The organism is Citrobacter sp. MGH105 (genome assembly GCF_001037485.2).
Taxonomy (GTDB): domain Bacteria; phylum Pseudomonadota; class Gammaproteobacteria; order Enterobacterales; family Enterobacteriaceae; genus Citrobacter; species Citrobacter portucalensis.
Window position 1 is genome coordinate 2,775,625 of record NZ_CP073048.1, and the last position, 24,443, is coordinate 2,800,067.

Genomic DNA, 24,443 nt, shown 5'->3' on the forward strand with positions numbered 1-24,443 from the left:
ACTCCCTGATAACGTGACGGATAAAACGTTTTATCAATCACTTATATTTATACGCCCTATTATCGTTCGATAATGTGATTTATACCGCACTAAAATTAGGTAAAACGTTTTATCTTCTCGCCATCATTAGTCAGCTAGCTTTTACGAGGAGTCGTTTGATGACGACGAGAACCACACCAAAAATTACGTTATGGGAATTTTTCCAGCAGTTGGGCAAAACCTTTATGCTGCCCGTGGCTCTGCTCTCATTCTGCGGGATCATGTTAGGGATCGGCAGCTCGTTAAGTAGTCATGATGTCTTAACGCTGATTCCGGCATTGGGTAATCCGGTACTGCAGGCTATTTTTACCTGGATGAGCAAAGTAGGCTCATTTGCGTTTAGCTTCTTACCGGTGATGTTCTGTATTGCCATACCTCTCGGCCTGGCCCGCGAGAACAAAGGCGTAGCGGCATTTGCCGGTTTTGTTGGTTATGCGGTGATGAACCTTGCCGTCAACTTCTGGTTAACCGCGAAAGGTATCTTGCCTACCACCGATGCCGCGATCCTGAAGGCCAACAACGTGCAGAATATCCTGGGGATCCAGTCGATCGACACCGGGATCCTCGGCGCTGTTATTGCCGGGATCATCGTCTGGATGCTGCATGAACGTTTCCACAACATTCGCCTGCCGGATGCACTGGCCTTCTTCGGCGGTACCCGTTTTGTACCAATTATCTCTTCGGTGGTGATGGGACTGGTCGGCTTGGTCATTCCCCTGGTTTGGCCGGTTTTCGCCATGGGCATTAACGGGCTCGGCCACATCATCAACAGCGCGGGCGAATTTGGTCCAATGCTGTTTGGTACCGGTGAACGTCTGCTGCTGCCGTTTGGTCTGCATCATATTCTGGTGGCGCTCATTCGCTTCACCGAAGCTGGCGGCACGCAGGAAGTCTGCGGTCACAGCGTGAGCGGCGCACTGACTATTTTCCAGGCTCAACTGAGCTGCCCGACAACACAAGGTTTCTCTGAAAGCGCAACCCGCTTCCTGTCGCAGGGTAAAATGCCGGCGTTCCTCGGTGGTTTGCCGGGGGCAGCGCTCGCTATGTACCACTGTGCTCGCCCTGAAAATCGTCATAAAATTAAAGGGCTGTTAATTTCTGGTCTCATTGCCTGCGTGATCGGCGGTACAACCGAACCACTCGAGTTCTTATTCCTGTTCGTTGCCCCTGTTTTGTATGTAATCCACGCCCTGCTGACGGGTCTTGGTTTCACCGTGATGGCTGTGCTAGGCGTCACCATCGGTAACACGGACGGTAACCTGATTGACTTTGTGGTATTCGGCATCCTGCACGGACTCTCTACCAAGTGGTATCTGGTCCCTGTCGTAGCTGCGATCTGGTTCGCGGTGTACTACGTGATCTTCCGTTTCGCCATCACACGCTTCAATCTGAAGACCCCGGGTCGGGACGTCGAAATTGCCAGCAATATCGAAAAAGTCATGGCGGGAGCACCGGGTAAATCCGGTTACAACGTCCCTGCCATTCTAGCGGCGCTGGGCGGTGCGGAAAACATTGTCAGCCTTGATAACTGCATTACCCGTCTGCGCTTGTCAGTGAAGGATATGTCGCTTGTGAACGTACAGGCACTGAAGGACAATCGCGCCATTGGCGTAGTGCAACTCAATCAGCATAATCTTCAGGTTGTTATTGGTCCGCAGGTCCAGTCAGTGAAAGACGAGATCGCAGTTCTGATGCACACCGTACAGGCTTAAGGACAACAATATGTTTGATTTTTCAAAGGTTGTGGACAGGCATGGTACCTGGTGTACCCAGTGGGATTACGTTGCCGACCGTTTTGGTTCAGCCGACCTGCTGCCGTTCACCATCTCCGATATGGATTTTGCCACCGCCCCCTGCATTCTGGAGGCGCTGGCTCAGCGCCTGTCACATGGCGTGTTGGGTTACAGTCGCTGGAAAAATGATGAATTTCTGGCGGCGATTAGCCACTGGTTTCTATCGCGTCATAATACCCAAATCGATCCTCAGTCGCTGGTTTATGGCCCCTCGGTCATCTATATGGTATCGGAGCTGATCCGCCAGTGGTCTTCTGTGGATGATGCGGTGGTTATTCATACGCCGGCTTACGACGCGTTTTACAAAGCGATTGAAGGTAATCAGCGTCAGGTATGCGCTGTCGGACTTGAAAAACGCGCTGACGGTTGGTTTTGCGACATGGTTGCACTAGAAAAAGCTCTGTCCCGGCCTGAAAGCAAAATTCTCCTGCTTTGCAGCCCGCACAACCCAACCGGTAAGGTATGGACGCGCGATGAACTGGAAACCATGGCGGAACTGTGTCAGCGCCACGGTGTAAAAGTCATTTCTGATGAGATCCATATGGATATGGTATGGGCAGACCAGCCGCACATCCCGTGGAGTAACGTCGCACGCGACAGTTGGGCGCTGTTCACCTCCGGTTCAAAGAGCTTCAATATTCCGGCATTAACCGGGGCTTACGGGATTATTGAGGATGAGCAAAGTCGCAACGATTACCTCAGTGCGTTAAAGGGTCGGGATGGTCTTTCCTCACCTGCAGTGCTCGCGCTTAGCGCACATATCGCAGCCTACCAACAGGGCGCTAGCTGGCTTGATGCGCTGCGGGATTATCTTGCCAGTAACCTGCATTACATCGCACACGAACTGAATGACGCATTCCCCGAACTGAACTGGCAGGTTCCGCAATCCACCTATCTGGCATGGATTGACTTGCGTCCACTCAACCTTGATGACCACGCACTGCAGGAAGCACTCATCCATCAGCAGAAAGTCGCCATCATGCCCGGATACACATACGGAGAAGAAGGACGCGGTTTTGTGCGCCTCAATGCCGGATGTCCACGTTCCAAACTTGAAAAAGGCGTTAAGGGGTTGATTAACGCCATCCGCACAATACGTTAAATAGTCTTGCGCAATGAAGAACTCATTGCGCAACTCCTTATATAAAAAAACAAATCTGTTTTTTATCGTTTTTTTAATACCAATTCCTCCCTGACTTTTCCTGCCAGTCAAAATCAACAGCAATAAAAATCAAAAAGACAAAATACAAAGCTGAGAAGATAGCCGAAATATAGCGCTGTTTTATATACATAAAAATCATGAATACAACACAAATAAACATTCACAGAAAGAATTTAACTTTTTTTTTTACTCCTGTCCCTAACGACATCCATTTTTCTTTGGTATATCCCTTTTAGTAATCAGCGTTATAGCCTCTCTTTTTACCCGGTTATTGCAACCTTTGCTGGTGTATTGCACATTCAGACGGGGTGCTTTATGACGATGAATTACATGAGTTATCGGCGCAAAAAATATCTTTTACCCCTGGCCTGCGCATTTTATTTCTCGGGGGTTTTCTTATTTCTTGCGCTCTATATTTATTTTTATAAAAACGGCCTTCCTGGTGTCATCTACAATGACATTGCTGTTTTATACTTTATGAGGAACATGTTAATTACGGGGTTGTTTTTTGCAACATACTATTTATATACGTTTAAAAATAAAAAAGAAAAGCATGGTAAAACAGTCATTTACGCCACTTATTTATGGTGCATGTTGCATCTGGTAATGGCTATCCTCTACTCCATCCGTATTACGCCAATATCGTTTCAGTTGGTCGACACAGAAACGTTTGAATGGCTTAGACCCTGGCGTGGGAGTTTTATTTATGTCCTCATTATCTTGTGGACCTGTATCGTTTTATTAGGGGCAAAATTAACCCGGCTAAAAACACAGTTTTGGGTAAGTATGTCACTGGTTGCCCTGAGCAATCTGTTAAGTGTCATCATTATGCTGAAGTACACGCATATAGACTCCGCTGGATGGTATCTCGCCAGAGGCCTGGAGTGCCTTAGCGCAATGGCCGTGATGATCGTGCTCATGTCTGATATTTTCAAGCGCTACAAAGCCTCACGTCAGGCCTATGAATTATCCTATGAAAATTCAGTCCGCGACCCGATGACCCGACTTTTCAACCGTGGCTATTTTTATAACGCACTCAGCAATGAGATTAAAATGACAGCGACCCATAAACCCCTGAGCATTGTCTTTTGCGACATTGATTTCTTTAAGTCGGTCAATGACACCTGGGGACATTTGCAGGGTGACAGAGTGATAATTAAACTGTCAGAAATTATGCAGCGACTGAGTCGGCGTAACGACATCGTGGCGCGTATTGGCGGAGAAGAGTTTGCTATTTTGCTACCTGAAACTAACGCTGATGCAGCATTTAACATCGCAGAGCGAATCAGAAAACACGTAGAACAACAAACTCAGGCCACGACTAAAGGTGATTTTCCACGCATCATCACCATCAGCCTGGGTATCGTAACCTCGGTTGACAACCGTTCAGCCCCCGAACAACTAGCTGATTGCGCAGACCGCGCCCTGTATATGGCAAAAAACCGAGGCCGTAATTGCGTTGTGGCTTATTCTGGCGAAGAAGTTTAATAGCAAAGGAAGAGATCACCACCTGGGCGATCTTTTCCTCATGATCAGTTGGTAATTTTCATGTGCAGCTGGAATGCGTTGGTTTTCCCCTCATCCTTCGCCGCGCCTTTTTGATATATTCTGATGGTATATTTACCGCTGGCAGGCAGCGTATTTTTATAAGTATCACCACTCATCATGCCATCAAAAATGAATTGTTCGCCCGGTGCAATAATACTCATGAAAGGATGAGGCCAGGCGCTTTTCAGAACTGCTTGCATGGTCTGCCCTTTTTTGGCGACAAACGTATAATCTTTTGTTTTATCACCCGTAATTGTCCCCTTGATATCTGCGCCACTTGTACCTTTCTTAAACTGGATTACATGCGTTTCATCCGCTTTATATGCCGCATGCGCAGGCGCAGTTGCCAGCAGCAAACTTCCACAGAACATTGTACTGACAATTAGCTTTACACTTTTCACTTTATTAATACCCTCAGTAGTTATTGTGTTTTTATAACATACTTCGCAGCACATTCATAAACTGGAAAGTGTCCATTTTTCGCTATTAGCAATGTTACTCAATAAATATCTGAATAAAATAACACTGACAGGTAGTAATTAAATAAAAACGAGGTAAATAATCTTAAAAAATGAAATCCTCTTATTACACACATGCTGCAGGAAATGCGTTATTGCTTATTTTACGCCCGTCTTACCACCGCAAGGCATAAGCATCGTGATACGGTCTCAAGGATCAGGGAGTCGGAACACTACTCTGTTAGTGCGCTAACAGCATGGTCAACAATTTGGCGATACTTGCTTCCCCATAACCCCGAACTCTGCACTGCTTTTTTTAAAGTTTTTAGAGGAACATTTTTCTGTTGTATAATGGCCTGCACTTTACCTAAATACACGAGTGCGACCATGATTGATACTTCTCTCCCCCTGACCGACGTCCATCGCCACCTTGATGGTAACATCCGTGCACAAACGATCCTGGATCTGGGTCGTCAGTTCAACTTAACGCTTCCGGCACAAACGTTGGAAACGCTGATCCCTCATGTGCAAGTCACATCAACTGAGCCAGATTTAGTGAGCTTTTTATCCAAGCTCGACTGGGGAGTAAAGGTACTGGCCTCGCTGGATGCGTGTCGTCGAGTGGCGTTTGAGAATATTGAGGATGCAGCACGTAACGGTCTGCACTATGTTGAACTGCGTTTTTCCCCTGGCTACATGGCGATGGCGCATCAGCTCCCGGTTGCAGGTGTGGTTGAAGCCGTCATCGCAGGCGTACGCGAGGGCTGCAAGACCTTTGGCGTCGAAGCTCGCTTAATTGGCATTATGAGTCGTACTTTCGGCGAAGCCGCCTGTCTGCAGGAACTGGATGCGCTGTTAGCCCACCGAGACCATATTACGGCACTGGATCTGGCCGGTGACGAACTGGGGTTCCCGGGCAGCCTGTTCCTTTCTCACTTCAACCAGGCACGCGACGCCGGCTGGCGTATTACCGTGCATGCGGGCGAAGCCGCGGGACCAGAAAGCATCTGGCAGGCCATTAAAGAGCTAGGCGCTGAACGTATTGGCCACGGCGTTAAAGCCGTTGAAGATCGTGCGTTGATGGATTACCTCGCCGAGCACCGTATCGGTATCGAATCCTGCCTGACATCAAACATTCAGACCAGCACCGTTGCCTCACTAGCGAACCATCCGCTGAAAACGTTCCTTGAGCATGGCGTTATCGCCAGTTTGAATACGGACGACCCGGCTGTTCAGGGTGTGGATATTATTCACGAGTACACCATTGCCGCACCAGCTGCAGGCCTAACGCGCGAACAGATCCGTCAGGCCCAAATCAACGGTCTGGAAATGGCATTCCTGAGTAACGAAGAAAAACGAGCCTTGCGCGAGAAAGTCTCCGCAGCGTAACAGGTAAAGTGCCGGATGGCGCTAACGCTTATCCGGCCTACGTTGGTTTTCATTGTAGGCCGGATACGATGCCAGGAAGGTATCGCCTTGCGCCATTTACCTAATCAGGCAAGGCACAGCGTCGAACGATGTTTCGCAGATTCTATACCCAGCTCAATCAGCTCCATAATTTGGATAGCCTGTCTCGCCGGTACCGGGTTTTCACCGTTGCCGTTTAGCGCATCACGAATGCCAGCATAATACGCCGGATAGTTGCCCGGTACGGTTAGCCAGGTTTCTTCAACCTGCTCTTCGCCTTCTACTCGGGTCAATATGCCATCGCGCATATCATATCCCCAGTCTTCCTGAGGCAGGCGCTCGCCATTTTTCAGACGCTCTTCCTGTGGGTCAAGGCCATACTTCACATAGCTGCCACGCGATCCGTGCACAATATAACGGGCCGATTCTGCAGCAGCAAGCATGGTGCCATGCAGGATCACACGACGCTGCGGATACGTCAGGATGGCATGGAAGTAATCCGTCGCCTGCGCGCCCGGACGCAACTGGGCCAGGTCTACCGTCAGGCTGACAGGTAAACCAAACAGGTTAATCGCCTGATCCAAAAGATGCGGTGCTAAATCGTACCAGATACCGCTTCCCGGACCGCCCTGTTCACGCCAGCGGTCACGAACCTGTGGGCGGAAACGATCGAAATGGGATTCGAAATACGCTACCTCACCCAAAACACCATCCGCCAGCAGAGCTTTCAGCGTCAGAAAATCACTGTCCCAGCGACGGTTATGGAATACAGACAACACACGCCCCAGGCTACGTGCCAGCGCATCCAACTCACGTGCTTGTGACAGTGTCACGGTAAAGGGCTTATCAACAACCACATGTTTGCCCGCTTCCAACGCTGCTTTCGCTAACGGAAAGTGCGTGTCGTTTGGCGTGGGGATCACAATCAGGTCGATATTTGGATCGTTAAAAAGATGCTTAGGCTCAGCAACAACCGCCACCGTAGGCCAGTCTGCTTTCACTTTTGCTTCATCACTACTGGACACTGCAGCCAGTTCCAGACCCGGCGTGCCCACAATCAGTGGGGCATGGAAGGTTTTGCTGGCATAACCGTAGCCAATTAGCCCAACGCGGATGTTGTCACTCATGTTATTGCCTCTCAATTCAGGACTGACCTATTTCACACCATACCTTGCAACGTCTCAATAGTTTAATAACCTTTGCGCTACAAAGGTTGTTTTTTAACTTAAGTCAAACATATGCCACTTATGCTTAACTTGCAGCGAAAAAGAGGTAGAAATCGTTCCCAATCATCTTGCTGTATTAATGAGAGATTAGTAACATTTGCAGCCTGTGTTTATGGATAAATCAAAGCAAATGTCATCAGTAATGAATCGTCTTATTGAATTAACAGGTTGGATTGTTCTCGCCGTCTCCGTGATCCTGCTGGGTGTTGCCAATCATATTGACAATTACCAGCCACCAGAGCCCGTTGCGGCAGTGCAGAAGAAATAAGCATCAGCAGCCTTTTATTGCCCGGCAATTAACATTGGTAGTTGCAGGGTCTGCCGGTAAAAGATCGCTTTCTGTCAAAAAAAGCGAATTATGCCGCGTCCCGCTCCGCTGCATATTGCCAGCGATCGCTAAGCGCGTTACCCTTGCTCAAGACGCGCATAGCGCCTGATTTTTCACAGGTATGAACACTCTTCTTACATTTGCACGTAAATGCGCTTTTCCCTGTGCTCGTTGTTTATTTTTATATTTTCTACTCCGTTGGTATTATTTTATTAATATGGATCTGCATTTATGACCGTTCAGGATTACTTATTAAAATTCCGCAAAATCAGTTCGCTCGAAAGTCTGGAAAAACTGTTCGACCATCTTAACTACACGCTCACCGACGATAACGACATTATCAATATGTACCGTGCCGCAGACCATCGCCGTGCGGAGCTTATCTCCGGAGGTCGTCTGTTTGATGTTGGTCAGGTACCTAAATCAGTCTGGCATTACGTGCAATAAAGAAGAAAGTAGCGCTCAACGTTAAAAGCTTTATAATAATTGCCCCAAAATGAATGGCATGATTGATTGCGCGCGTAAACCTGGAGAAGAGATGACTACAACACCGGCACAACGTATCGGAGGCTGGCTACTTGGGCCACTGGCCTGGCTGTTAGTCGCGTTGTTGAGCGCTTCGCTGGCGTTATTACTTTATGTCACTGCGCTGGCTACACCGCAAACCTTCAAAACGCTGGGTGAGCAAAGTACGGCAAACTTGCTGTTATGGGGCGTCTCCTTTATTACCGCGATCGCCATGTGGTATTACACACTGTGGCTGACGATTGCGTTTTTCAAACGCAGAGCCTGTGTGCCTAAGCATTACATTCTGTGGCTGCTGATCTCCGTGTTGCTGGCGATTAAAGCGTTTGCGTTTTCACCCGTCCCAGACGCTTTTGCCGTGCGCCAACTGCTGTTCCCATTACTGGCTGCAGCACTGTTGGTGCCCTACTTCAAACGATCGCAGCGCGTTAAATCGACGTTTGTGAACCCGTAATAACCCTACAGTTAACCTGTTGTCGCCTGTTGAAGATTGTCAGATAATAGGCGGCTTTTTATTTCAGGCCGAAAAATGACTGATTACCTGCTGCTGTTTGTCGGAACTGTACTGGTCAATAACTTTGTACTGGTGAAGTTTCTGGGCCTTTGCCCGTTTATGGGCGTTTCCAAAAAACTGGAAACCGCAATGGGTATGGGCCTTGCCACGACGTTTGTCATGACACTGGCATCCATCTGCGCTTGGCTGATTGATAACTGGATCCTAATTCCGCTCAATCTCATCTATCTGCGCACGCTGGCTTTTATTCTGGTTATCGCCGTCGTCGTGCAGTTTACCGAAATGGTTGTGCGCAAAACCAGCCCTGCGCTGTACCGCCTGCTGGGGATCTTCCTACCGCTGATCACCACTAACTGCGCAGTGTTAGGTGTGGCGCTACTGAACATCAACCTCGGCCATAACTTTTTACAGTCGGCGCTATACGGTTTTTCCGCCGCCGTCGGCTTCTCGCTGGTGATGGTACTGTTCGCCGCGATCCGCGAACGCCTCGCCGTGGCGGACGTCCCAGCGCCGTTTCGCGGCAATGCGATTGCGCTGATTACCGCTGGTTTAATGTCATTGGCCTTTATGGGCTTTAGTGGTTTGGTGAAGTTGTAATGAATGCTATCTGGATTGCCGTTGCCGCAGTGAGTCTACTGGGTCTGGCGTTCGGCGCTATTTTGGGGTACGCCTCACGACGTTTTGCCGTTGAAGATGATCCGGTCGTGGAGAAAATTGATGAAATTCTCCCGCAAAGCCAGTGTGGCCAGTGCGGCTATCCGGGCTGTCATCCTTATGCTGAAGCGATCGGGTCTCAGGGTGAAAAAATTAACCGTTGCGCCCCCGGCGGCGAAGCGGTGATGTTAAAAATTGCCGCCCTGCTGAATGTCGATCCGCAGCCTATTGATGGCGATGAACAAGACGTTACGCCGGTGCGAATGCTGGCGGTCATTGATGAAAATAACTGTATTGGGTGCACTAAGTGTATTCAGGCCTGCCCGGTCGATGCCATCGTGGGCGCGACCCGCGCCATGCACACGGTAATGAGCGATCTCTGCACTGGATGCAACCTGTGCGTTGACCCGTGCCCGACGCAATGTATTGAATTACGCCCGGTAGCCGAGACACCCGATAGCTGGAAATGGGATTTAAACACCATCCCTGTGCGCATCATTCCCGTGGAACAACATGTTTAAGTTATTCTCTGCATTCAGAAAAAATAAAATCTGGGACTTTGATGGCGGCATTCATCCACCAGAAATGAAAACCCAGTCAAACGGAACACCGTTGCGACAGGTTCCGCTGGCACCGCGTTTCGTTATTCCGCTGAAACAACATATTGGTGCGGAGGGTGAACTGTGCGTAAACGTGGGTGACACCGTGCTGCGTGGTCAGCCCTTAACCCGCGGACGTGGCAGAATGCTTCCAGTCCATGCGCCAACATCAGGCACCGTTGTTGCCATTGCCCCGCACTCCACCGCGCATCCTTCGGCACTGGCTGAGTTGAGCGTCATCATAGACGCCGATGGCGAAGATCGCTGGATTGAGCGAGACGGCTGGACCGATTATCGCTCCCACAGCCGGGAAGAGCTGATTGCGCGTATTCATCAGTACGGCGTTGCCGGGCTGGGTGGCGCAGGTTTTCCCACCGGCGTTAAACTGCAGGGCGGCGGAGATAAAATTGAAACGCTGATCATTAACGCCGCCGAATGCGAGCCGTACATTACGGCAGATGACCGCCTGATGCAGGACTGTGCCGCTCAGGTCGTCGAAGGTATCCGCATCCTGGCGCACATTCTTCAGCCACGCGAGATCCTCCTTGGTATCGAAGATAACAAACCGCAGGCAATATCTATGCTGCGCGCGGTGCTGGCTGATTCACACGACATTAGCCTACGCGTGATCCCCGCCAAGTACCCGTCCGGCGGGGCCAAGCAGTTAACACAAATCCTGACCGGCAAGCAGGTTCCCCACGGCGGACGCTCCTCTGATATCGGCGTATTGATGCAAAACGTCGGAACCGCCTACGCAATTAAACGTGCAGTAATCGACGGAGAGCCGATCACCGAACGTGTCGTGACGCTAACAGGTGAAGCAGTCAGTCGTCCGGGCAACGTCTGGGCGCGTTTAGGTACGCCGGTTCGTCATCTGCTCAACGATGCGGGCTTCTGCCCTTCCGCCGACCAGATGGTGATTATGGGCGGGCCGCTGATGGGCTTTACGCTGCCGTGGCTGGATGTCCCGGTGGTGAAGATAACCAACTGTCTTCTGGCCCCCTCTGCCAGTGAAATGGGTGAAACGCCAGAAGAGAAAGGCTGCATTCGCTGTAGCGCATGCGCCGATGCCTGTCCGGCCGATCTCCTGCCACAACAGCTTTACTGGTTCAGTAAAGGGCAACAGCACGACAAAGCGACGGCCCACAATATCGCCGACTGTATTGAATGCGGTGCCTGCGCCTGGGTATGCCCAAGCAATATTCCACTGGTACAGTATTTCCGTCAGGAAAAAGCCGAGATTTACGCCATTAGTCAGGAAGAAAAGCGCGCCGCAGAAGCAAAAGCTCGGTTTGAAGCCCGACAGGCGCGCCTTGAACGTGAAAAAGCAGCACGTCTTGAACGCCATAAGAGCGCCGCTGCTCAGCCGGCGGCCAAAGATCATGATGCCATTGCCGCCGCGCTGGCTCGCGTAAAAGAAAAGCAGGCTCAGGCGCTGCAACCGGTGGTCATTCAGGCAGGTGAAAAACCTGACAATAGCGCCGTGATTGCCGCACGCGAGGCGCGTAAGGCGCAAGCTCGTGCTTCCCGTAAGGAAAACCCGCCGCAAAGTGAAGGCAGCAGCACGGGTACAGACCCGCGTAAAGCTGCCGTGGAAGCGGCAATTGCCCGCGCCAAAGCCCGCAAGCTTGAGCAAGAAGCGGTAACAGAAACGGCCGAACCGGTTGATCCGCGTAAGGCTGCCGTGGAAGCGGCAATCGCCCGCGCCAAAGCTCGCAAGCTCGAGCAGCAGGCGGTAACAGAAACAACCGAGCCCGTTGATCCGCGTAAAGCTGCCGTGGAAGCGGCAATCGCTCGCGCCAAAGCCCGCAAACTTAAACAAGAAGCGGTAACAGAAACAGTCGAACCGATTGATCCGCGTAAAGCTGCCGTCGAAGCGGCAATCGCCCGCGCCAAAGCCCGCAAGCTAGAGCAGCAGGCGGTAGCCGAAACAGCCGAGCCGGTTGATCCACGTAAAGCCGCCGTCGCGGCCGCCATCGCACGCGCTCAGGCAAAGAAAGCCGCACAGCAGCAGGTTGTAAACGAGGAATAAATGGTATTCAGAATAGCAAGCTCCCCTTATACCCATAACCAGCGCCAGACATCGCGTATCATGATGCTGGTATTACTTGCTGCATTGCCGGGGATTGCCGCTCAGCTGTGGTTCTTCGGCTGGGGCACGTTGTTCCAGATCGTTCTCGCTGCCATCAGCGCTATTGCTGCCGAAGCGGGTGTGCTTAAACTGCGTAAACAACCCATTGTGGCAATTTTAAAAGACAACTCTGCGTTACTCACTGGGTTGCTTTTGGCCGTCAGTATTCCGCCCCTCGCGCCATGGTGGATGGTGGTATTAGGCACGGTATTTGCGGTTATCATTGCGAAACAGCTGTATGGCGGGCTCGGGCAGAACCCGTTTAACCCTGCCATGATTGGCTATGTCGTGCTGCTCATCTCATTTCCGGTACAGATGACCAGTTGGCTGCCGCCGCATGAAATTGCGGCCACGGTGCCTGGTTTCTTTGACGCCCTGAACGTTATTTTTAACGGACATACCGCCAGCGGCGGGGATATGAATTCGCTGCGTATGGGTATCGATGGTATCAGTCAGGCAACACCTCTTGATACCTTTAAGACATCCCTGCATGCCGGACGTACCGTTGAGCAGGTGATGCAATACCCGATCTACAGCGGCATGCTGGCAGGCGCTGGCTGGCAGTGGGTGAACCTTGCCTGGCTGGTTGGTGGTATCGTGCTGTTATGGCAAAAAGCGATTCGCTGGCATATCCCGGTTAGCTTCCTGCTGTCGCTCGCTGTTTGTGCCACTTTAGGTTGGATTTTTTCGCCAGACTCACTGGCATCGCCTCAGTTGCACTTGCTTTCCGGCGCGACGATGTTAGGTGCGTTCTTTATTCTTACCGATCCCGTTACAGCATCAACAACCAACCGTGGTCGTCTGATTTTTGGCGCGCTTGCGGGCCTGTTAGTGTGGTTGATACGCAGTTTTGGTGGTTATCCTGATGGCGTGGCTTTTGCCGTGTTGCTGGCAAATATCACGGTTCCCCTGATTGATTATTACACCCGCCCTCGCGTGTACGGACATCGCTAAGGACTAGATATGCTGAAAACGATTCGTAAACACGGTATTACACTGGCGCTGTTTGCTGCGGGCTCAACGGGGTTAACCGCAGCAATCAATCAATTAACCAAGTCAACCATTGATGAACAGGCCGCGATACAGCAAAAAACGCTGTTCGATCAGGTTCTGCCTGGCGATCGCTACAATAATAACTTGTCTGAAAGTTGTTATCTGGTCAATGCGCCGGCGTTAGGCAAAGGTACGCACCGTGTATATATTGCCCGCCAGGACGATCGTCCTGTTGCTGCGATTCTTGAAGCTACGGCGCCAGATGGTTATTCCGGGGCGATTCAACTGCTGGTGGGTGTCGATTTCACGGGTACCGTGTTGGGTACGCGGGTTACCGAACACCATGAAACGCCTGGGCTGGGCGATAAAATCGAACTGCGACTGTCCGACTGGATCACCCATTTTAGCGGTAAAACAATTTCTGCGGATAACACCTCTCACTGGGCAGTGAAAAAAGATGGCGGCGACTTTGACCAGTTTACTGGCGCAACCATTACACCTCGTGCGGTGGTTAACGCGGTTAAACGTGCCGGCCTGTATGCGCAGACGCTGCCTGCGCAACTCCCTCAACTTAGCGCCTGTGGAGAATAACCATGAGCGAAATTAAAGACGTGATTGTCCAGGGGTTATGGAAAAATAACTCCGCGCTTGTGCAACTACTCGGGATGTGTCCGCTGTTGGCCGTCACCTCTACCGCCACTAACGCGCTGGGTCTTGGACTTGCGACTACGCTCGTCCTGACGCTGACCAACCTGACAATTTCAGCCCTTCGCCGCTGGACACCACCTGAAATCCGTATCCCGATTTATGTCATGATTATCGCCTCCGTGGTGAGTGCGGTACAGATGTTGATCAATGCCTACGCCTTCGGCCTGTATCAGTCTCTGGGCATCTTCATCCCGCTGATTGTAACCAACTGTATTGTTGTTGGCCGTGCAGAAGCCTTCGCCGCCAAAAAGGGCCCTGCACTATCCGCACTTGATGGTTTCTCCATCGGCATGGGCGCAACAGGTGCCATGTTTGTTCTGGGCTCGCTGCGTGAAATAATTGGTAACGGTACACTGTTTGATGGTGCAGACGGTTTATTGGGTAGCTGGGCCAAAGTCTTGCGCGTTGAGATCTTCCATACTGATACACCGTTTCTGCTGGCCATGCTACCACCGGGCGCGTTTATTGGCCTGGGTCTGATGCTGGCAGTGAAGTATCTGATTGATGAGAAAATGAAGAAACGTCGTGCCGAGGCGGCTGTCGTGGACAGTCCCGCGGGTGAAACAGGGAATGCGTAATGAACAAAGCAAAACGTCTGGAAATACTGACGCGCCTGCGGGATAACAACCCGCATCCAACAACCGAGCTTAATTTTACATCGCCGTTTGAACTGTTGATTTCGGTCTTGCTCTCCGCACAAGCGACCGATGTCAGCGTCAATAAAGCGACGGCTAAGCTATACCCCGTCGCCAATACGCCTGCTGCGATGCTGGAGCTCGGCGTTGAAGGTGTTAAGTCCTACATCAAGACAATCGGTTTGTTTAACAGCAAAGCGGAAAACGTAATTAAAACCTGCCGCATTCTGCTGGAACAACATAATGGTGAAGTGCCTGAAGACCGTGCTGCGTTAGAAGCTCTCCCTGGAGTTGGGCGAAAGACGGCTAATGTAGTGTTAAATACCGCCTTTGGCTGGCCCACTATCGCCGTAGATACCCACATTTTTCGCGTCTGTAATCGCACGCAATTCGCCCCGGGTAAAAACGTCGAGCAGGTTGAAGAGAAGCTGCTGAAAGTCGTACCCAGTGAATTTAAAGTCGATTGCCATCACTGGTTAATTCTTCATGGCCGCTACACCTGCATCGCCAGAAAGCCGCGCTGTGGTTCCTGTATTATTGAAGATCTCTGCGAATTCAAAGAGAAAGTCGATATCTAATGCTGCCGGGGCATCCTCCTCGCCCCTTACATACATAACGATTAGTTATGCACTCCCCAGCGTTTATTTTCCCGACAATGATGCCATCCAATTGCTCATATCTAATGCAATATTCTTGTTAATTAACACCTGAGCAGGTTAATCGTTTTTTTAGCAAAAGAAATTTCTATCTATACGTGATCCAGATCATCCAGCTAACACAATGTTAATAAATTTTTATTTTTTAGTTAAGGTGACAATTAGATGACCTAACTGCACAGTTTCTAAACAAAACATTACACTGCCTATTTTTCAGATAATGGCCTATATCACTGGATTCAACCTTAAATAGCAGAACATATCGCCGCATTGCGGTTATGGCGGTGATTAAACAGTGTAAAAATCTGCCATTTTAGAAATGAAGAAATTTAACGCTAGATAACATTTCACAGCCCCGACGATTTCACCAGTCATGATATATGTAACAGATTATTACAAACCACTTGTCTGAATGGTCAAGATAGTGAACATTACTTGCCGTTTCCCCTCCCACTATAACAATCGGACGGATGAACTTGACTCATCACGTACCTGAACACCCCCGTTGATATGGGATGTAAAAAAAGAGGTAAAAGTGTCTACTGCAAACAATAAACCAACAGAAAGCGTAAGTTTAAACGCCTTCAAACAACCAAAAGCGTTCTATCTCATTTTCTCTATTGAGCTGTGGGAACGTTTTGGTTATTACGGCCTGCAAGGGATTATGGCCGTCTACCTGGTTAAACAGCTGGGTATGTCAGAAGCGGATTCCATCACCCTTTTCTCGTCCTTTAGCGCCCTGGTGTACGGTCTGGTTGCCATTGGCGGCTGGTTAGGTGATAAAGTTCTGGGAACAAAACGTGTCATTATGCTGGGTGCCGTTGTGCTGGCCATCGGTTATGCGTTGGTAGCATGGTCCGGTCACGATGCGGGTATCGTTTATATGGGCATGGCGGCCATCGCGGTCGGTAACGGCCTGTTTAAAGCAAACCCATCCTCCCTGCTCTCTACCTGCTATGCCAAAGATGACCCGCGTCTTGATGGTGCATTTACCATGTACTACATGTCCGTCAACATCGGTTCATTCTTCTCTATGCTGGCAACACCGTGGTTGGCTGCGCGTTACGGCTGGAGCACCGCGTTCGCTCTGAGCGTCGTGGGTATGCTGATTACCGTTGTTAACTTCGCATTCTGCCAGCGTTGGGTTAAACAGTACGGTTCTAAACCGGACTTTGAACCGATCAACTTCCGTAACCTGCTGCTGACCATTGCTGGTGTTGTGGTACTGATCGCGATTGCAACCTGGTTGCTGCACAACCAGCAGATCGCTCGTATGGTTCTGGGCGTCATTGCGCTGGGTATCGTGTTCATCTTCGGTAAAGAAGCCTTCACCATGCACGGTGCTGCGCGTCGTAAAATGATCGTCGCCTTCATCCTGATGCTGGAAGCGATTATCTTCTTCGTGCTGTACAGCCAGATGCCGACCTCACTGAACTTCTTTGCGATTCGTAACGTTGAGCACTCTATTCTTGGCATTGCTTTCGAACCTGAACAGTACCAGGCACTGAACCCGTTCTGGATCATCATTGGTAGCCCAATCCTCGCCGCTATCTATAACAAAATGGGCGATACCCTGCCGATGCCGACCAAGTTTGCGATTGGTATGGTGCTGTGTTCCGGTGCATTCCTGATCCTGCCGCTGGGCGCGAAATTCGCTACCGATGCGGGCATCGTTTCCGTTAACTGGTTGATTATCTGCTACGGTCTGCAAAGTATCGGTGAGCTGATGATCTCCGGTCTGGGTCTGGCAATGGTGGCACAGTTGGTTCCGCAGCGCCTGATGGGCTTCATCATGGGTAGCTGGTTCCTGACCACTGCCGGTGCAAACATCATCGGTGGCTACGTCGCTAACATGATGGCTGTACCAGAGAACGTGACTGACCCGCTGATGTCCCTTGAAGTCTACGGTCGTGTGTTCCTGCAGATTGGTGTTGCGACGGCTGTTATCGCTGTTCTGATGCTGCTGACGGCTCCGAAACTGAACCGTATGACTCAGGACGATGACGTCAATGAGAAAGCCTCTAAGGCCGCGACAGCGTAATTCTCAGGGAAACTCATTTTCAGGCCGCTAACTGTTGTTAGCGGCTTTTTTTTTGCCTGAGGTAGCACTACCATACGATATACCTCAGCCAAAAGGAGTTACCGATGAAACTGTTCTACAAACCGGGCGCTTGTTCTCTCGCTTCCCACATCACACTTCGTGAGAGCGGTAAAGATTTCACGCTGGATGGTGTTGATCTGATGAAGAAACGTCTGGAAAATGGCGATGATTTTTTCGCGGTAAACCCAAAAGGGCAAGTTCCCGCACTGCTGCTGGATGACGGTACGCTACTTACCGAAGGTGTTGCCATCATGCAATACCTGGCGGACAGTGTGCCAGACCGCCAGCTCCTTGCCCCTACCAGCAGCCTCTCCCGTTACAAAACCATCGAATGGCTTAACTACATTGCGACTGAACTGCATAAAGGCTTTACGCCACTGTTCCGTCCCGATACGCCGGAAGACTTCAAGCCAACCGTTCGCGCGCTGCTGGAGAAAAAAATGCAGTATGTGAACGACTCGCTGAAAGATAACCAATGGATCTGCGGCCCGCGCTTCAGCATCGCCGACGCATATCTGTTTACCGTACTGCGTTGGGCCTATGCGGTTAAGCTGAATATGGCAGGATTAAGTAATATTGACGCCTATATGGCGCGAATGGCTGAACGCCCGGCGGTTGCCGCAGCGCTGAAAGCAGAAGGGTTAAATTAATAGTTGTTGCCGGGTGGCACTTACCCGGCCTACAGCTAAAATATGCCCGATAAGCGTGAGCGCCATCGGGCATTAATTACAGCTGAGTTGCACTAAAGTAGTGTTCAGGCTTCGCGATACGATCCTGTGCGGCCACAACCTGCAGCTCATACTCGTGCATATTTTTAGTGGCAATCATCACTTCGTACACCGCCGCAGTTACATGCTCAAGCGCCTGCTGTAAAGATGCGCCCTGCAGCAGTTTCACCAGCAACAAGCCACTCGTCACATCACCCACACCAACCGGTTGACGTGCGCCAAAATCGACTAACGGACGACTGATATGCCACGCCTGTTCAGCGGTGACCAGCAGCATCTCGAAACGGTCGGTGCTGATACCTGCGCGTGCCAGATGCTTCACCAGTACAATTTCTGGTCCCTGAGCGATCAGTTCACGCGCTGCTGCAACGGCCTCGTCGACATTGTTCACCGCATGCTCGCACAGAATTTCGAGCTCAACCAGATTCGGGGCAATAATGTCACTAGCCGGGAGCGCATGGCGTACATGAAATTCCGCCACTCCGGGTGCGACAATACACCCCTTTTCAGGGTGTCCCATCACCGGATCACAAAAGTATTTTGCCTGCGGGTTTGCCGCTTTTACTTTGCGAACAATACCCAAAATATGCTCGCCCTGTTCTGCTGAGCCAAGATAGCCGCTCAGTACTGCGTCACAGGTCTGGAGTTTATCAATATCAGCAATGCCCTGAACAATTTCAGTCAGGTGGCTCGGCGGCATAACGCAACCGGTCCATTTGCCATACTGCGTGTGGTTTGAAAACTGAACGGTATTCAGCGGCCAGACATTTGCGCCAAGACGACGCATCGGAAATTCTGCTGCACTGTTGCCCGCATGACCAAAAACAACGTGGGACTGGATGGCGAGGATATTCTTCATTTTACTTACCACAACCCTGAAAAAATAAAGGGGCGTAGTTTCCCACGCCCCTGCTAACTCAATCTTACTTCCAGCAAATCAGACAATAGTTCTTCTTGCCACGGCGCAGTAAGGTATAGCGCCCGAACAGGATATCACTATCCTGGAAGAAATATTCCGGATCGGACTGCTTCTCACCGTTGATGGTTACCGCGTTTGACGCAATGGTCTTACGTGCCTGACCGCGAGAAGGTTGCAGCTCGGAGTCCACCAGCGCCTGCATCAAATCGGCACCTTTGTCCATCTCGATCATCGGCACACCATCCTGCGCCAGCTGTTCGAAATCTGCTTCACTCAAATCGCTGAGATTGCCGTTGAACAAGCTTTCGGTAATGCGTTTTGCCGCGACCAGACCTTCTTCACCGTGAACCAGACGCGTAACCTGTTCGGCCAGAACATACTGGGCACGCGGCGCTTTACCGCTGTTTTTATCTTCTTCTTCCAGCGCATTGATTTCTTCAATGTCCATGAAAGTGAAGAATTTCAGGAAGCGATAAACGTCCGCATCGGCGGTGTTGATCCAGAACTGGTAGAATTTGTACGGACTGGTTTTCTTCGGATCCAGCCACACTGCGCCGCCTTCCGTCTTACCGAATTTGGTGCCATCAGCTTTAGTGATCAGCGGAACGGTCAGACCAAACACCTGATTCTGGTGCAAACGACGGGTTAAATCGATACCCGAAGTAATGTTACCCCACTGGTCAGAACCACCAATCTGCAGTGCCACGCCGTGCAGTTTGTTCAGGCAGGCAAAGTCATAACCCTGCAGCAGGTTGTAAGAAAACTCGGTAAAGGAGATCCCCTGATCGTCACGGTTCAGACGCTGCTTAACCGCTTCTTTGTTGATCATCTGGTTAACGGAGAAGTGTTTGCCGATATCACGCAGGAAAGTCAGTACGTTCATACCGCCAAACCAGTCGTAGTTGTTCGCAGCAATCGCCGAGTTGTCGCCACAGTCGAAATCGAGGAACGGTGCAACCTGTTTGCGGATTTTGTCCACCCACTCCTGCACGGTGTCTTCGGTATTCAGTTTACGCTCGGCGGCTTTAAAGCTCGGGTCACCAATCAGACCGGTTGCGCCACCTACCAGTGCAACAGGCTTATGGCCTGCCTGCTGGAAGCGTTTCAGGCATAACAATGGAACCAGATGCCCCAAATGCAAGCTGTCAGCGGTAGGATCGAAGCCGCAATAGAGCGCGATCGGGCCTTGCGCCAGTCGCTCTGCTAACGCTTCCTCGTCCGTCACCTGGGCCACCAGCCCCCGCTCTTGCAATTGTTTAATCAAGTTACTGCTTGCCATCAAAATCTCCATGTATAAAACGACTGCACCTTTGCCGGTACACGACTTTTCGCCTGATGCGAAAGAAACATAGAATAAAGCGCCGGATTGATCAGCACCAGCGCTTAAAACAAGAAATTTGCATCTTTAGGGGGCCAGGCGATCAATTTTCCACGCGTTATCTTCGCGTTGGTATAAAAAACGATCGTGCAGACGGTTTTCACCGCCCTGCCAGAACTCCATTTGTTCAATACTCACGCGAAAGCCGCCCCAGAAACTGGGCAGAGGAACTTCCCCTTGCTGAAACTTCTGCTTCAGTTCGAGGAATTTGCTTTCGAGAATACCGCGCGCGGAGATCCGACTGGATTGTTTTGAGACCCAGGCGCCAATCTGACTATCGCGTGGGCGACTGTGGAAGTATTTCACCACTTCGAGTGTGGAAAGACGCTCTGCCTTGCCGATCACCATCACCTGCCGTTCCAGCGTATGCCAGGGAAATAAAAGGCTGATGCGTGGATTTTTCTCGATCTGATGCGCCTTACGGCTACCAAGGTTGGTATAGAACACCAGCCCTTTGTCATCATAATGCTTGAGTAACACGATACGCTGATACGGCTGACCATTTTCATCGACGGTCGCAACGACCATTGCGGTGGGATCGGCCAGTTTGGCATCACAGGCTTGCCCCAGCCAGCGCTCAAACAGCGCAAGGGGTTCGGCGGGAAGATCGCGGCGGCGAAGACCGCCTTTCGTGTATTCACGGCGCAGATGCGCGATTTGCTGCAATTCGTCGTTATCAGACATGATGTTGGGCTACGGATTGTCAGTGGGTGACGCTATTGTGCGCCGCCCAGGTGAAAATCTCAACGCTTCGGGTTCTGTAACTGACAGTTATTTAGCACTATTCTGTCTCGTTTATAGACCGTTGCCTCGTCGCCTTTAGACCAAAATACGTAGATACCATCGGTATAACGTGCACCTGATGCCGACACGCCCTGTTTGAGGTTCAATAGCTGATTATCATAAACAAAGCTTGCCGTCTGGCGGGTATTGTTCAGCTTCACGGTCAGCGGTTTTTCGTCGCAGCGGTATTCAAGCGTATCCGTTTGCATACGCTCGACAAACTGGTTGTACACACTACAACCGCTAAGCAGTACGGGCAGACACACTAACAACAGTTTTTTCATAGCCATATCCTGAAGACTTTCCTGGTCCTGGAGGGTAATGGCACCCTCCCTAATATCCTTAGTTTACCGGCATACCGCGCTGAATAATTTCAGTTAACTCTGAGTTCGTGGATTGGCAGGATAAATTGCCCCTAAAACACTCGGCTCTGACGCCCCCGTCACAGAAGGTAAATTTCCCGGTAATCCGGCCAGCGTTCGCCACGCCAACCAGGCAAAGGCTAACGCTTCCATATCATCACCGCTGATCCCGGCTTCATCGGTAGAGGTAACCTCTGTACCCGGTAATAATGCCGCCAGACGCATCATCAGCAGCGGATTACGACTGCCACCACCACATACCATGAGTCGATCACAGCCGCCGCTTAATAAGACCTGCTCTGAAATGGTTACTGCCGTCAGTTCGGCAAGCGTCGCCTGCACATCTCGTGGGCTAATTCCCGGAAACTGCGCCAGATGACGCTCTATCCAGCCGTAATTAAAATACTCACGGCCGGTGCTTTTCGGCGCAGACGCGGAAAAATAAGGATCGTTAAGCATATTCTGCAGCAACGGCAGGATCACCGTTCCTGAAATAGCCCACTGCGCATCTTTGTCGTAGGGCTGGCCACATTGCCGCCAGATCCATGCATCCATCAGCATATTGCCCGGCCCGGTGTCGTATCCGCGAACGGGTTGTTGCGGAATAAGCAGAGACAGATTGGCAATCCCGCCGATGTTTAACACCATTCGCCGTTCCGTTGGATGTGCCAGCAGTGCCTGATGAAACGCGGGAACGAGCGGTGCACCCTGCCCGCCAAGGGCGATATCACGTCGACGAAAATCGCCGACTACGGTTATCCCAGTACGCGCGACAATCTGGTTGTTATCACCAATTTGCAGCGTGTGCGGCGCAGCACCGTTCGGTTCATGCCACACAGTTTGCCCGTGGCAACCAATCGCAACGATATCCTGCGGTTTCAATTTTTCTTGCGCCAACAGCGAATTCACCGCCTCAGCAAATAGATAACCGAGCTGTGCATCTAACTGACCAAACTGAGAAAGTGTAAGCTGCTGCCCCTGGCAGATATCCAGAATCGCTTGTTTAACATGAATGGGGATGGGCCAGGTCAGACTCGCCTGCTGCGCAACCATCGTTTCATCTATTGTCGCCAGCACAACATCGACGCCATCAAGGCTGGTTCCAGACATTACACCGATAAAACGGCCCGATTTCATAGGTCATCCTTTTAAGCAAATTAGCCTTGACACTCAACCATAAAGTGTCGACTAATGCCATGCTTCCTTAATGATTTTTGGTGGCTAATCATTACAATGATCGTTTAATTACATCAATTACATGAATGATTCGTTTATACTCGGTTGATCCGATTTCGGTTAAGATTTTCATATTGTTCCAGTAGAACATGTGACCTCAGGCTCACAAATGCCATATAATTTAGCCATGAAGGGTGCTTTATTAGCGTTTCGTGGTGACAAAGGAGATTTGTAAATGATTAAACGTGTGCTGATTGTTTCATTAATGGGCGTATCTTTAGCGGGTTGCGTTAACAATGACAGCCTTTCAGGCGACGTATATACCGCATCCGAAGCGAAACAAGTTCAGAACGTTACCTACGGTACGATTGTTCATGTTCGTCCGGTGCAAATCCAGGGTGGCGATGACGCAAACGTGATTGGTGCTATTGGTGGTGCGGTACTCGGCGGGTTCCTTGGTAACACCGTCGGCGGCGGTACGGGTCGTTCATTAGCGACGGCTGCAGGCGCAGTTGCCGGTGGCGTAGCGGGTCAAGGCGTACAAGGTGCGATGAATAAAACCCAGGGTGTGGAACTGGAAATCCGTAAGGATGATGGTAATACCATCATGGTGGTTCAGAAACAGGGTGCGACCAAGTTTTCAGCCGGCCAGCGCGTTGTTATGGCTAACAACGGCAGCCAGGTTACCGTGTCTCCACGCTAATCGAATTCACGTGTGGTCAGGCTCTGGCCACACGTAACTTATCGTTTCAACCCTGTGACTGCAGTTCAATAATATTGTGTTCGAGTTTGGCAACCAGCTTAATCAGCAGATCAATTTCCTCAGCTGAAATCCCTTCCAGAATTTCTCCACGTGTTTTGTTGATCACCGCTTCCATATCAGCGATCAGCGGCTCAGCCTTCTCTGTCAGTTTAATTCTCTTAGCTCGACGATCGCTGGCGCAAGTCTGTCGTGAAATGAGTCCCTTTTCTTCCAACTGGTCAAGCGTACGTACCAACGAAGGCTGCTCGATGCCAATCGCTTTAGCCAACTGAATCTGCGATTGATCCGGCGGCAACTGATGAATGTTGTGCAGCGTAACCCAATGCGTCTGCGTCAACTCCAGAGGTTTCAGGCGATGGTCAATCAGAGCACGCCAAATGCGCACCAACCGTGCCAGATCAGAACCTAATGGCGATTCCAATTTCATCTCCTTATAATTAGCTTGCTAAGTTATTGTGCTGATTTTAGAATAGTGTGCAGCATTTGTATTCCCAAAACAAATGTATTGCCAAATTTGCTTACCGGCTGACATTTTTTCAGACATTATGCGTTACGGAGACTCATTGTCCCTTTTTTGCTAAACCTATAGCAATGCTCTCTTCCGCCAAGGATTTTGCCCGTGAAGTTTATGTTTAATGCAACAGGATTGCCCCTACAAGATTTAATGATCGGCGCATCTGTCTACTTTCCTCCTGTTTTCAAGGCGATTGTAGCAGGATTTATTCTCTGGCTGGTTGTTCATCGCCTGCTGCGCGACTGGATTTACTCCGGCGAAATCTGGCATCCCCTGCTAATGGATCTGTCACTCTTTACGCTTTGCGTATGTCTGGCCTTTGTTATGCTGATAGCGTGGTGAT

At 50.5% G+C, this 24,443-nt stretch carries 26 protein-coding genes; 18 read left to right on the forward strand and 8 right to left on the reverse strand.

The window, feature by feature from the left end; genetic code table 11:
• Positions 1-158: 158 nt before the first annotated feature.
• From malX to SK35_RS13260, 3 genes are all read left to right on the forward strand, one after another.
• Positions 159-1,751: a maltose/glucose-specific PTS transporter subunit IIBC gene (gene malX / locus SK35_RS13250; RefSeq protein WP_048214257.1), complete on the forward strand. Its 1,593-nt coding sequence runs from the start codon at positions 159-161 to the stop codon at positions 1,749-1,751.
• A gap of 10 nt (positions 1,752-1,761) precedes the next feature.
• Positions 1,762-2,934, forward strand: a complete 1,173-nt coding sequence (locus tag SK35_RS13255) for a MalY/PatB family protein (RefSeq protein WP_048214258.1) — start codon at positions 1,762-1,764, stop codon at positions 2,932-2,934.
• Positions 2,935-3,309: 375 nt separating this feature from the next.
• Positions 3,310-4,482 (forward strand): GGDEF domain-containing protein, encoded by a 1,173-nt coding sequence (locus tag SK35_RS13260; protein WP_230319899.1) that lies wholly within the window; start codon positions 3,310-3,312, stop codon positions 4,480-4,482.
• A gap of 44 nt (positions 4,483-4,526) precedes the next feature.
• Here the strand turns inward: SK35_RS13260 and SK35_RS13265 are convergent, their stop codons facing one another.
• Entirely contained in the window at positions 4,527-4,943 is a 417-nt protein-coding gene (locus SK35_RS13265) for a hypothetical protein (RefSeq protein WP_048214259.1), read from the reverse strand.
• Positions 4,944-5,387: 444 nt separating this feature from the next.
• Between SK35_RS13265 and add the strand changes: the two genes are divergently transcribed.
• Entirely contained in the window at positions 5,388-6,389 is a 1,002-nt protein-coding gene (gene add, locus SK35_RS13270) for an adenosine deaminase (protein WP_048214260.1), read from the forward strand.
• Positions 6,390-6,493: 104 nt separating this feature from the next.
• Here the strand turns inward: add and SK35_RS13275 are convergent, their stop codons facing one another.
• On the reverse strand, positions 6,494-7,534 hold the full coding sequence (locus tag SK35_RS13275) for an oxidoreductase (RefSeq protein ID WP_048214261.1): 1,041 nt from the start codon (positions 7,532-7,534) through the stop codon (positions 6,494-6,496).
• Positions 7,535-7,775: 241 nt separating this feature from the next.
• Between SK35_RS13275 and blr the strand changes: the two genes are divergently transcribed.
• From blr to gstA, 12 genes are all read left to right on the forward strand, one after another.
• Positions 7,776-7,901, forward strand: a complete 126-nt coding sequence (gene blr / locus SK35_RS13280; protein WP_003029134.1) for a division septum protein Blr — start codon at positions 7,776-7,778, stop codon at positions 7,899-7,901.
• Positions 7,902-8,192: 291 nt separating this feature from the next.
• Positions 8,193-8,408, forward strand: coding sequence for a transcription modulator YdgT (ydgT, locus tag SK35_RS13285; RefSeq protein WP_008784684.1), 216 nt, complete (start codon positions 8,193-8,195; stop codon positions 8,406-8,408).
• Positions 8,409-8,499: 91 nt separating this feature from the next.
• Positions 8,500-8,940: a DUF2569 domain-containing protein gene (locus tag SK35_RS13290; protein WP_020996422.1), complete on the forward strand. Its 441-nt coding sequence runs from the start codon at positions 8,500-8,502 to the stop codon at positions 8,938-8,940.
• Between the two features lie 75 nt (positions 8,941-9,015).
• Positions 9,016-9,597 (forward strand): electron transport complex subunit RsxA, encoded by a 582-nt coding sequence (rsxA, locus tag SK35_RS13295; protein WP_048214262.1) that lies wholly within the window; start codon positions 9,016-9,018, stop codon positions 9,595-9,597.
• A complete protein-coding gene (gene rsxB, locus SK35_RS13300) occupies positions 9,597-10,175 on the forward strand; it encodes an electron transport complex subunit RsxB (protein WP_032943340.1) in 579 nt (192 codons plus the stop codon). Before rsxA ends, rsxB begins: the two co-directional genes overlap by 1 nt.
• Positions 10,168-12,285, forward strand: coding sequence for an electron transport complex subunit RsxC (gene rsxC / locus SK35_RS13305; RefSeq protein ID WP_048214263.1), 2,118 nt, complete (start codon positions 10,168-10,170; stop codon positions 12,283-12,285). Before rsxB ends, rsxC begins: the two co-directional genes overlap by 8 nt.
• The gene (gene rsxD / locus SK35_RS13310; RefSeq protein ID WP_008784680.1) at positions 12,286-13,338 is read left to right on the forward strand and encodes an electron transport complex subunit RsxD; all 1,053 of its coding nucleotides are present in this window, start codon (positions 12,286-12,288) and stop codon (positions 13,336-13,338) included.
• Between the two features lie 9 nt (positions 13,339-13,347).
• Entirely contained in the window at positions 13,348-13,968 is a 621-nt protein-coding gene (gene rsxG / locus SK35_RS13315) for an electron transport complex subunit RsxG (protein WP_032943336.1), read from the forward strand.
• A gap of 2 nt (positions 13,969-13,970) precedes the next feature.
• Complete coding sequence (locus SK35_RS13320; protein ID WP_008784678.1) at positions 13,971-14,663, forward strand: electron transport complex subunit E; 693 nt, start codon at positions 13,971-13,973, stop codon at positions 14,661-14,663.
• Entirely contained in the window at positions 14,663-15,298 is a 636-nt protein-coding gene (nth, locus tag SK35_RS13325) for an endonuclease III (protein ID WP_003029161.1), read from the forward strand. Before SK35_RS13320 ends, nth begins: the two co-directional genes overlap by 1 nt.
• 613 nt (positions 15,299-15,911) lie before the next feature.
• Positions 15,912-17,417 (forward strand): dipeptide/tripeptide permease DtpA, encoded by a 1,506-nt coding sequence (gene dtpA / locus SK35_RS13330; RefSeq protein ID WP_020996425.1) that lies wholly within the window; start codon positions 15,912-15,914, stop codon positions 17,415-17,417.
• 104 nt (positions 17,418-17,521) lie between these two features.
• On the forward strand, positions 17,522-18,127 hold the full coding sequence (gene gstA / locus SK35_RS13335; protein WP_003832787.1) for a glutathione transferase GstA: 606 nt from the start codon (positions 17,522-17,524) through the stop codon (positions 18,125-18,127).
• Between the two features lie 76 nt (positions 18,128-18,203).
• On the opposite strand, the gene pdxY is transcribed toward gstA, so the two are convergent.
• The 5 genes from pdxY to anmK form a co-directional block, all read right to left on the reverse strand.
• Positions 18,204-19,064, reverse strand: coding sequence for a pyridoxal kinase PdxY (pdxY, locus tag SK35_RS13340; RefSeq protein ID WP_048214264.1), 861 nt, complete (start codon positions 19,062-19,064; stop codon positions 18,204-18,206).
• A gap of 64 nt (positions 19,065-19,128) precedes the next feature.
• Positions 19,129-20,403: a tyrosine--tRNA ligase gene (tyrS, locus tag SK35_RS13345; protein WP_020996426.1), complete on the reverse strand. Its 1,275-nt coding sequence runs from the start codon at positions 20,401-20,403 to the stop codon at positions 19,129-19,131.
• Between the two features lie 126 nt (positions 20,404-20,529).
• Positions 20,530-21,186, reverse strand: a complete 657-nt coding sequence (pdxH, locus tag SK35_RS13350; protein ID WP_003029169.1) for a pyridoxamine 5'-phosphate oxidase — start codon at positions 21,184-21,186, stop codon at positions 20,530-20,532.
• A 59-nt stretch (positions 21,187-21,245) separates the two neighbouring features.
• Positions 21,246-21,575 carry a C-type lysozyme inhibitor gene (gene mliC, locus SK35_RS13355; protein WP_003029170.1) on the reverse strand — a complete coding sequence of 110 codons (330 nt, stop codon included), beginning with the start codon at positions 21,573-21,575 and terminating at the stop codon, positions 21,246-21,248.
• A gap of 87 nt (positions 21,576-21,662) precedes the next feature.
• A complete protein-coding gene (gene anmK / locus SK35_RS13360; RefSeq protein ID WP_048214265.1) occupies positions 21,663-22,784 on the reverse strand; it encodes an anhydro-N-acetylmuramic acid kinase in 1,122 nt (373 codons plus the stop codon).
• Between the two features lie 274 nt (positions 22,785-23,058).
• On the opposite strand from anmK, the gene slyB reads away from it, so the two are divergent.
• Positions 23,059-23,526 (forward strand): outer membrane lipoprotein SlyB, encoded by a 468-nt coding sequence (gene slyB / locus SK35_RS13365; RefSeq protein ID WP_003029175.1) that lies wholly within the window; start codon positions 23,059-23,061, stop codon positions 23,524-23,526.
• A gap of 46 nt (positions 23,527-23,572) precedes the next feature.
• On the opposite strand, the gene slyA is transcribed toward slyB, so the two are convergent.
• Entirely contained in the window at positions 23,573-24,013 is a 441-nt protein-coding gene (gene slyA, locus SK35_RS13370; protein WP_008784672.1) for a transcriptional regulator SlyA, read from the reverse strand.
• A 192-nt stretch (positions 24,014-24,205) separates the two neighbouring features.
• On the opposite strand from slyA, the gene SK35_RS13375 reads away from it, so the two are divergent.
• Positions 24,206-24,442 carry a DUF1656 domain-containing protein gene (locus tag SK35_RS13375; RefSeq protein WP_003029180.1) on the forward strand — a complete coding sequence of 79 codons (237 nt, stop codon included), beginning with the start codon at positions 24,206-24,208 and terminating at the stop codon, positions 24,440-24,442.
• Position 24,443: the final 1 nt, after the last annotated feature.